The 7,256-nt window shown below is 71.8% G+C and carries 5 protein-coding genes and 1 pseudogene; 5 read left to right on the top strand and 1 reads right to left on the bottom strand.

The window, feature by feature from the left end:
- The 5 genes and pseudogenes from VIB55_RS23625 to VIB55_RS23645 form a co-directional block, all read left to right on the top strand.
- Positions 1 to 1,173, top strand: a pseudogene (locus VIB55_RS23625) (hypothetical protein); the annotation flags it as partial.
- A gap of 2 nt (positions 1,174 to 1,175) precedes the next feature.
- The gene (locus tag VIB55_RS23630) at positions 1,176 to 1,502 is read left to right on the top strand and encodes a hypothetical protein (RefSeq protein ID WP_331879141.1); all 327 of its coding nucleotides are present in this window, start codon (positions 1,176 to 1,178) and stop codon (positions 1,500 to 1,502) included.
- Complete coding sequence (locus VIB55_RS23635; RefSeq protein ID WP_331879142.1) at positions 1,499 to 3,133, top strand: M14 family zinc carboxypeptidase; 1,635 nt, start codon at positions 1,499 to 1,501, stop codon at positions 3,131 to 3,133. Before VIB55_RS23630 ends, VIB55_RS23635 begins: the two co-directional genes overlap by 4 nt.
- A gap of 94 nt (positions 3,134 to 3,227) precedes the next feature.
- A complete protein-coding gene (locus VIB55_RS23640) occupies positions 3,228 to 4,676 on the top strand; it encodes an MFS transporter (RefSeq protein ID WP_331879143.1) in 1,449 nt (482 codons plus the stop codon).
- A 117-nt stretch (positions 4,677 to 4,793) separates the two neighbouring features.
- On the top strand, positions 4,794 to 5,351 hold the full coding sequence (locus VIB55_RS23645; protein ID WP_331879144.1) for a hypothetical protein: 558 nt from the start codon (positions 4,794 to 4,796) through the stop codon (positions 5,349 to 5,351).
- Between the two features lie 759 nt (positions 5,352 to 6,110).
- Here VIB55_RS23645 and VIB55_RS23650 read toward each other — a convergent pair.
- Positions 6,111 to 7,256: S41 family peptidase (locus VIB55_RS23650; RefSeq protein ID WP_331879145.1), on the bottom strand; the 1,146-nt coding region annotated here is incomplete at its 5' end.

A 7,256-nucleotide genomic window follows, 5' to 3' on the forward strand; every position in this document is an offset into this window, starting at 1 on the left:
CTGGGCGCGGTGGGCTTTCAGCTGCTGTCTGGCGACCGCCCGTTCACCGAGATCGACCGCAGCCGCATGGGCGCGGGCATGGACGTGCCCACGCCCTCGCTGCGCGCCCGCAACCCGGGGGTGCCGGACGAGGTGGAGTCCATCATCCGCCGCGCCCTGGCCTCCAACCCGGCGGACCGCTTTCCCCACGCGGGCGCCATGGCCGACGCCCTCGAGGGCCCGCTGCGGCGCGTGGGCGAAACGCCCGCCGCCGCCCTCCTTCCCGGCGCGGGCGCGCTTGCGATGGACGACGACCGCACCATGCTCGACGGGGTGCCGATGGACGACGACCGCACCATGGTCGCGGGCATCGGCGGGGGGATGGCGGACGCGGACCGCACCATGATGGCGCCGCCGCGGCATGGCGCCATCCCCCGCCCCGAGCCCACACCCGAGCCGGGGTACACGCAGCCCGTGATCAACCGGCCCCGCGGCCGCCCCGCCGCCGAGCCCGCCGCGCGCCGCGGCGTGCATCCGCTGGTCTGGGTGCTGCTGGTGGCGGTGCTGGGGGCGGCCGCGTTCTTCGCGCTGTCGGGTGGCGGCGGAGGCGGCGACCGCCCGCTGGCCGCGGACAGCATCCAGGGCGACAGCGTCCGGCCGGATTCGGTGGACTCCACCGATCCGCTGGCCATGAGCCTGGAGGCGCAGCGGCACTACCGCATCGGCCAGTTCGATTCGTCGCTGGTGTACGCGCAGCGGGCGATGGAATTGGCACCCGACGGCGTGCAGGGTGCCCAGTACCGCGACCAAGCCGCCGCCGCGCTCATTCGCCTGGGGCGCTACGCCGACGCGGTGCCCCTGCTGGAGAGCGCCATCCGCATGGACCGGCGGTTCGACCTGCCGTACAGCCACCTTGCCGAGGCGCGCCTGCGGATGGCCGACACGCTGAACGCCATCAAGGCGCTGGAAGGCTTCATCGAGGTCACCCAGGCGGGCGGGGAGCGCGACCAAGCCAGCGCGCTGCTGGAACAGCTGAAGCAGGCTTCCACCGCGCAGGTGCAGCCAGTGCCGGGGCCGCTCGACACGGTGCCGTCCATCCCGTTTCCGGATCCGCCGCAGCCCCAGCCGCAGCCCGACACGGGGCGCACCCGGCCGGCGCCGCGCGATACCATCATCATCCGGGACCCGGGCTGACGGTGCAGCACCTCGTCGCCCTTCGCGGCGCGGGGCGGGTGGAGCTCGCCGCCTACGGGCTGGCGGACGCGGAGCACCAGGTAGAGAAGGAGCTCCGCGCCCTCTGGCCCGAGGCCACCATCGCCGTGCTGGACGTGGCGCGTTCGGAGGGCGGCTCGCGGATTGTGGAGGAGTTCCGCATCCGCTACCGCGTGCAGGGCACCGTAGCCGTCACCGCAGACACGGAGGACGAGGCGCGCAAGTCGGCGCTCCGCGTTCTGCGCCAGCGTTTTACCGGCTCTCGCTTCGAACTCGTCACCTGGGACGTCGTCCCGTCCGCCGCCGCATGATCCCCATCTCCGTCGCGCCGATGACCCTCCGCCAATTCGCTCCCCTCGCCCTGCTGGCAGTCGCCGCTGGCTGCGCGCCCCCTCGGTCGACGGGTCCCGCACCGGCCGCCGGTCCGCTCACCCGGCCGGAGCGCAGCGGCTACGCGCAGACCTCCAGCTACGCGGACGTCGTCGGCTTTCTGGATTCGCTGCGGATGCGCGGTGCCGCGATCCACGTGGATACGCTGGGTACGTCCACGGAGGGGCGCGTGATCCCGTACGTGGTCGCGTCGCGTCCGCTGGTGCGCACCGCGGAGGAGGCGCGGCGCCTCGGCCGGCCCGTGGTCTATCTGCAGGGCAACATCCACGCGGGCGAGGTGGAGGGGAAGGAAGCGCTGCAGGCCCTGCTGCGCGACCTGACGCTATCGGCCCGGCCCAACGTGCTGGATTCGCTGGTGCTGGTGGTGGTGCCCATCTACAACGCCGACGGCAACGAGGCGATGGGCCCGCAGGAACGCCAGCGCTCGGAGCAGAACGGCCCGGCGATGGTGGGCCAGCGCCCGAACGCGCAGGGGCTGGACCTGAACCGCGACTACATCAAGGCCGAGGCGCCGGAAACGCGCGGCGCGCTGGCGCTGTTCCGCGAGTGGGCGCCGGAGCTGATCGTGGACCTGCACACGACCGACGGCAGCTACCACGGCTACGCGCTGACCTACTCGCCGTCGCTGAACCCGGCGTCGGGCGCGGCGGCGGCGTACACGCGCGACCGCCTGCTTCCGGAGCTGCGCCGCCGCGTCCGTGAGCGCCGCAGCTATGAGACGTTCGATTACGGCAACTTCTCCCTGCGGTATGGCGCGGACGTCAACACCGACAGCACGCGCGAGGGATGGTTCTCGTACGACCACCGCCCCCGCTTCGGGACGAACTACTACGGGCTACGCGGCGGATTGTCGGTGCTGGGCGAGGCCTTTTCGCACGACCCGTTCGACCGGCGCATCAAGTCGACGTACGCCTTCGTCTCCGAACTCCTGTCGCTCGTCGCGGAACGCTCCGGCGAGGTGATGGCGGTGACGGGAGAGGCGCCCGCCGGTGCGACGGTGCCCGTGCGCAGCGAACTGACGCGGTCGCCGTACATGGGCGAGGTGCTGGCCGAGATCCTGGAAAGCGATCCCGACTCCGTCCCGGACGAGCCGGGCGTGCACCCCGGCATCCGGCGCACGGGCCGCTTCCGCACGCTGCGCATGCCCGTGTACGACCGCTTCGATCCCACGCTGCAGCGCACCCCGCCCGCCGCGTATCTTCTGGACGCGGCGCAGACGGAGGCCGTCGCCCTGCTGCGCCGGCACGGCATCATGGTCGAAACGCTATCGGCCGGACGGCGGGTGCGCGGCCGGGCGTTCGTGGTGGATTCCGTCGCCCGTGCGCCCCGCCCCTTCCAGGGGCACAACGAGTTGAGCGTCCGCGGGCGATGGCAGCCGGTGGAGCGGACGGCGCCCGCGGGATCGTTCCTCGTCTCGACCACCCAGCCGCTGGGCACGCTCGCCGTCTATCTGCTGGACCCCGAAAGCGACGACGGGCTGACGACCTGGAACTTCTTCGATCCATGGCTGCGCCCCGGCGCGGAGCATCCCGTGGTCGCGGTGGAGCGGTGAAGACCCGTGGCGCATCGTTGACGGTGCCGCGCCCCGCCGGTACGTTGGCCCGGTCCTGAGCCCGTAGCAGTCCCACCGATCGACGAAGAGGCCCGTGAGCAAGCTCGCCGTACTGATGATCACGGCGTTCGTCGACATGGTGGGGCTCCTGATGGTGATCCCGCTGCTGCCGTTCTTCGCCGAAGACCTGGGCGGCGGCGGCCTGTGGGTGGGCATCCTCGTCTCCGCCTTCTCCTTCGCCCAGCTCGTCAGCGCCCCGCTCTGGGGACGCGTCTCCGATCGCTACGGCCGGCGCCCAGCGCTCCTGGTGGGGCTGGGCGCGGCGGCCATCTCGTACGTCGTCTTCGCCTACGCCTCGTCGCTCTGGCTGCTCCTGCTCTCGCGCCTGGTCCAGGGCGCGGGCGGCGGCACCGTGGGCGTGGTGCAGGCGTACGTGGCGGACGCGACGGAGCCCAAGGACCGCGCCAAGAGCCTGGGATGGCTGAGCGCCGCCACCAACGCCGGCGTGGCCATCGGCCCGGTGATGGGCTCCGCCAGCCTGGGGTTCGGCCGCGCCACGCCGGGGCTGCTGGCGGCGGGGCTGTGCCTGGTGAACATGGCGTTCGCGTGGATGTTCCTCACCGAGTCGCACGTCGGCAGCGCGCGCGACGGGTCCGCGCGCAGGCCGGCGCGGTCGCGCGAAATGCTTCGCCACGTCATGGCCAACCCCACGCAGCCCGCCCCGCGGCTCATCTGGATCTACGCCGTGGGCATGGGCGCCTTCGCCGGGTTCACCTCCACGCTGGCCCTGTTCCTGTCCCACCACTTCGAGGTCACGGAACAGTCCATCGGCTACGTGTTCATGTGGACGGGCGTGGTTTCGGTGATCATCCGCGCGCTGCTGCTGGGCAGGATGGTGGATGCGCTCGGCGAGGCCCGCCTGGCGCGGCTGGGGCAGATGCTCCTTGGGGCCGGACTCTTCCTCCTCCCCCTCACCTGGCGCGTGGGCGGCAGGACGACGGTGAACCTGCCCGGCTCCGGGTGGCGCGGGGGATTGGACCCGCTGGCGCTGGTCGGCGGGCTCGTGGCCCTGCTCCTGGCCGCCGTCGCGTGGGGCACGCGCAGGGTGCGCGGCCCGGACCGGCTGAAGCTGCTGGCCTTCATCGCCGTCCCCGGCGCGGTGGCGATCTGGGCCGTCGTGCGCGGCGCGCCGGGTCCGCTGCGCATCGCCGTCCCCGCCGTGTATGAGCTGGAGTTCCGCCACGTGGTGCTGGTGATGGTGATCACGCTGATGCCGCTGGGGACGGCGTTCACCTTTCCCTGCGTAACGGCGCTGCTGTCTCAGGTGATCGACCCGCGGGAGCGCGGGGTGATGATGGGCGTACAGCAGAGCTTCGGCGGGGCGGCGCGCGTGCTGGCCCCGCTGTGGGCGGGGTGGGCGTGGGATCACGTGAACACCGCCGCACCTTTCTGGACGAGCGCCGTACTGGTGCTGGGGACGCTGTTCCTGACCTTCGGAATCCAGCCGACCCCGGCGCCGGTGGCCGCGCCCGCCGCGGATTGACCCCGGCGGGGACCGGAACCTGCGCGGGATGGAGTGTACCAGTGCCTATCCGGAAATCAGGTACAATGCCGAAGCCGCCACGGACGGGACACGGCCCCCATTAGAGGTTGAACCACCATGCACGTCTATCTGCGGGAAGAGCCCATCGAGCTGGAGATGAAGGAAGTGGAGGCCGAGGGGCTGGTTTCCGACGACTCGGGGCTGATTCCCATGGCGTTCTTCGCCCAGGGCAACGATCGCCCGTCGTTCCGCGCCTTTCTGCCCCCGGAAACGGTGAACATCCTTCACCAGGTGATCACCGGCCCCGTGCGGCTGGGGCTGATGGCCGAGGAGCCGGAAGACCCGTCGCAGGAGATCCAGGCGATGGTGGGGCTGACCATCCCCGTCGAGGCGCTGCCCGAGGGGATGGTGCCGAACGAGATCGAGGACGCCGAGCCCAGCCTGGAGCCGTGGCAGCAGGGGGGCGAGGCGTGGCAGTCGGATTCGTGGAAGGGCGACAACGACGACGACGACACGCCGCGCACCATCCTGCTGGCCTTCGCCCCCCTGGTGCGCATCGCCCGCCGCCGCCCCGACGACTTCGCCGAGGAATTGGCCGACCTGCTGGAAAGCGCCCTCGCCGGCTCGACGAAGCCCTCGCTGGAGGCACGCGTGGACCGGATGCTCGGGCTCTGAAGCACGAGTGGAACGGATGCGAAGAAGCCCTCTCCCGGAACCCGGGAGAGGGCTTCTTCGTCCCATCCCACCCTTCCGTCGCACTCGGCGGCGCGCGCGTGTCATCCCGATGGAGCGACCTCCCGATACCCTGCCCAAGCAACGAACTCCGCAGCGACTGAGGGATCCGCCACACACCGCGCGCTCTCCATCGGCAGACACGGGATGCGCCGAAGCCTGTTCGTCTGTTTTCTCGATCGCGAGAACGGCATTGACTTCGGTGAGACGGACGGAGCGGGGCGTTTCCTGAAATGCGTGGCGGAGCCCTCAGTCGCTGCCGTCCACGATGTGCGGGCTGGGTTGGCCGTGGCCGCTCCATCGGGATGACATCGCGCATGGCCCGGCGTGCGTGCAGGCGACGTCTGCGCCCTCTCAGAACTCGGAGTGCGCGCCTGTCATCCCGATGGAGCGACCTCGCGATCCCCTGCCCGGGCGACGAACTCCGCAGCGACTGAGGGAATCCGCCACACACCTTCGGCCGTGCACCGGCCGGTCCCGCGCGCCGGACCTGCCGTGCGGAGTTGGGACGCGCCACACCGACCTCCCACACACCCAGGCAAGCCAGTCCGCGCAGGCGGACTTCGTGTGTTTGTTGCAGCGACTTCAGTCGCCCGTGCCGGGTCGGCTATGCAGCCGGGCAGCCCAAGTCGGCCCAACGGAACCGGCCCTCCCCCGATCACGTCGGGAGAGGGCCGGCTTCACATCGGATGCTCGCGAGATCTACTGGCCGGTGCCCAGGATCTGCTGGGCGCGCGCGAACTCGGCCACCGCGCGGGCGATCTGCGGGTCCAGCGCCGCGTCCACGCGGTAGAACCCTGCGCTCCCCCAGCGGGTACCGGCGATCTGGCGCAGCAGCATGCGCTCCAGCGCGCGGTCGGCCTCGTCGCCGGCGGGAAGCTTGTGCCCCTGCTGGCCGGCAAAGGCGCGGAACGAGGCCAGGGCCCCCGCGGGAAGCCGGGGGTTGGCGGCCAGCGCGGCGGCGGTGGTGAAGGCGCCGGCGTTCTCCGTCAGGTACCCGCCGATCCAGCGCGTGTGCACCGCCGTTTCCGCCAGGCGCGAAAGCCACGCCGGCGCGGCCTCCGGCTCATCCAGCACCACGTCGGGATAGATGCCGCCGCCGCCATACACCTTGCGGCCCCCGGCCGTGCTGCACGACGGCAGCCCCGCCGTGTCGCGCTCCGCGCGCGCCATCCGGTAGTAGTCGGCGGCGCGCACCTCGCGGTACTGCCGCTGCACCACGCGCCCGCACGGCGTCTTGATGTGGCCGATCACCAGCATCATCATCGAGCCGTCGGAAAGCGGAAAGCCCTGCATCATCAGCGCCTTGCCGAAGGTGGGGCGGCCCACGATCAGCGCGCGGTCGTGGTCCTGCAACGCGCCCGACACCAGCTCCGAGGCGCTGGCCGTTCCCTCGTCCACCAGCACCACGATGGGGTACTGGCGCTCGCGCCGGAAGAGCGAGCGCCGCACCACCACGCTGTCGTGCACCTCGGCCTTGCGGCCCTCCGACATGTACACCGTGGCCCCGGCGGGAAGGAACATTCCCGCAATGCCCGCCGCCTCGCTCACCAGGCCGCCGCCGTTGCCGCGCAGGTCCAGCAGCAGCCGCTGCATCCCTTGCCCCTCCAGCCGCCCCAGCGCCGCGCGCAGGTCCTCGGCCGCGCGCTCATTGGAAAAGGTGGTCAGGCGCACGTACCCCGTCTGCGGGTCCAGCATCTCCGCCACCGGAACCGCCGTCTCGTCGTCGCCCCGCTCGCGGCGGACGGCGCGGTCCAGGCTCACCCGCGTGCCGTCGGAGCGCTCCCGCTCGAAGCGCAGGTTCACCGACGAGCCCCGCGCGCCGGCCAGGAAGACGTCGAGCTCCAT

It is taken from the genome of Longimicrobium sp., from assembly GCF_036554565.1.
Classification (GTDB): domain Bacteria; phylum Gemmatimonadota; class Gemmatimonadetes; order Longimicrobiales; family Longimicrobiaceae; genus Longimicrobium.